This window comes from Bacillus sp. EB106-07-01-XG149, from assembly GCF_058791555.1.
The window spans coordinates 1-2,398 of record NZ_JBYTDP010000020.1 but is presented as its reverse complement, the minus strand read 5'-3'; the positions used below and the strand labels follow the sequence as shown (position 1 = coordinate 2,398).

Here is a 2,398-nt window from a genome sequence, read left to right as displayed (position 1 = left end):
GGACCTTGTCCCTGTGAGAGTAGGACGTCGCCAAGCAACTTTAAGACGAGTCAGAATGACTCGTCTTTTTTGTGTTTTAAACTTCTTATCAGCTTCAAGTAAGTAATCCTTATTTTTTTGATCCCCTCATATTCATTTTCTTTCATCATTTTTGATGTGTAGTTTAAGATTTTCTATCTTATTTTTTGTAGAGGCGATCTGTCGGTATGTTAAAATAGTGCAGTTGTTTTTTGAGTACTTGAATATAAGAAGATTTAATTTTGAAAAAGGAGATAATATGAAAAAGATAGGTGTAATTACTATAGTAGTTTTAGTCCTTCTAGCAATTACTTATATGTTAGTCGGGAATTATTTTTATAATTATGCGTTGAATGCGAAACAAGAGAAAGAGTTTTTAGAGGATAATCCTCACTTAGTAGAAACTGTGAATGCACCGGGAGGTGTGTTCGCTACAAATGAAGAAAAGGATGCGAGCTTTGTCTCAAATCATAAGCCTAATATACGAAACATAAATGCTTTCGATAAGTTGAAATTAACAGGTTATGAATATATGAATGAACAATCTAGCCATAAATGGGCAATTGTAGTTCATGGATATGATAGTAGGGCATCGAAAATGACGAAATATATCCGGAATTTTTATGAAGAAGGATATAACGTCATAGCGCCAGATCTTCGTGGGCATGGAAATAGTGAAGGCAATTATATAGGGATGGGCTGGCACGATCGTAAAGATATTTTGATTTGGATTCAACAAATTGTAAAGAAAGACCCTAATGCTGAAATAGCACTCTTTGGTGTTTCGATGGGAGGAGCAACTGTAATGATGACTTCAGGTGAAGAGTTACCTTCTAACGTTAAAGTTATTATTGAAGATTGTGGATACTCAACTGTTATTGATGAATTTACGTATCAACTAAAAGATTTATTCCATTTGCCAAAGTTTCCTGTTATGAATGCGGCAAATACAGTTACAAAATTAAGAGCTGGATATGATTTAGAAGAAGCTTCAGCTGTAAAACAAGTAGCGAAAAGTAAAACACCGATGCTATTTATTCATGGGGATGCTGATACATTCGTTCCTTATGAAATGTTAGCTGAAGTATATAATGCTGCAAAAGTAGAAAAAGAGAAATTAATTGTTCCAGGTGCTGGACATGGAGAAGCCGAGAAGGTAGATTCGAATAAATATTGGAATACCGTATGGAAGTTCGTGGGGAGATACATTCCAGCGTAATTAGATTGTTTTAGATTTGTATATACGATAATCAGAAGGAAATGTTTTTATACTTTTGATTATCGTTTTTTCTATTTAAAAACTCATTTTAGTTTGTAGTATATAAGGTTTGAAGCATAAATTTTTGAATTCCTTATTGCCAATGCTACAATAATTGAAAACTACATGTTAATGAGGTGTTTCTATGAAAATTGAAGTATGGTCAGATTTTGTATGCCCATTTTGCTATATTGGGAAACGTAGATTAGAAATGGCTTTAGAGCAATTTCCGCATAAGAAGGATGTTGAAGTCGAGTTTAAAAGTTTTGAATTAGATCAAAATGCTCCAATCTATTCTGGAACAAGTATTAATGAAGTACTTGCATCAAAGTATGGGATTAGTATTGAAGAAGCTAAGCGTAATAATATACAATTAGGCAATCATGCAGCTAGTATGGGGTTAAGTTTTAATTTTGATGAGATGAAGCCGACGAACACTTTTGATGCGCATCGTCTTGCAAAATTTGCAAAGGATCAAGGGAAAGAAAAAGAGATTACGGAAAATCTACTTTTTGCATATTTCACTGAATCGAAAAATTTAAGTGATGTGGATACGCTTGCTACTATTGCTGAAGCTTCAGGTTTAGATAAGCAAGAAGCTTTACGTGTTATTAATGATAAAAGTGCATATGTAAATGATGTTAGAATTGATGAAGCGATTGCTCAGCAATATCAAATTTCAGGAGTACCTTATTTTATTATTAATCAAAAGTATGCTATTTCAGGTGCGCAACCACTTGAAACTTTTGTTGGTGCACTTCAGCAAGTTTGGGAAGAAGAGAACCCTGCACCTAAGTTACAAGAGCTTTCTTCAGAGGGTGGAAGCGATATGTCTTGTACGGATGAAAGTTGTTCTGTACCTTCAAAAGAACAATAGTTTTTATGATGGAATAGCAACCCATAGAGTGTTTCATGGGTTGCTTATCTATTCTTATAGAAGAGGTATATAAATAGATAAATTAATAACGTAAATAGGATTTTAAAAAAAATGAAGTTTTTTATAAAAACATATTGACGATTGTAGGTTAGAGGTGTAATATAGAACAAGTCGCCGATGCAATAACGTAGAACGCGATAAACGAAATAAAAACTTAGTTGACATTAACTAACGAAGATGTTAAC

Annotated in this window: 2 protein-coding genes; both read left to right on the top strand. The window is 33.4% G+C overall.

From position 1 onward, the window contains the following. The first annotated feature begins 277 nt into the window (after nucleotides 1-277). Entirely contained in the window at nucleotides 278-1,237 is a 960-nt protein-coding gene (locus tag AC3WTA_RS28415) for an alpha/beta hydrolase (protein WP_000719800.1), read from the top strand. A 184-nt stretch (nucleotides 1,238-1,421) separates the two neighbouring features. Then, nucleotides 1,422-2,153, top strand: coding sequence for a DsbA family oxidoreductase (locus tag AC3WTA_RS28410; RefSeq protein ID WP_000687931.1), 732 nt, complete (start codon nucleotides 1,422-1,424; stop codon nucleotides 2,151-2,153). Nucleotides 2,154-2,398: the final 245 nt, after the last annotated feature.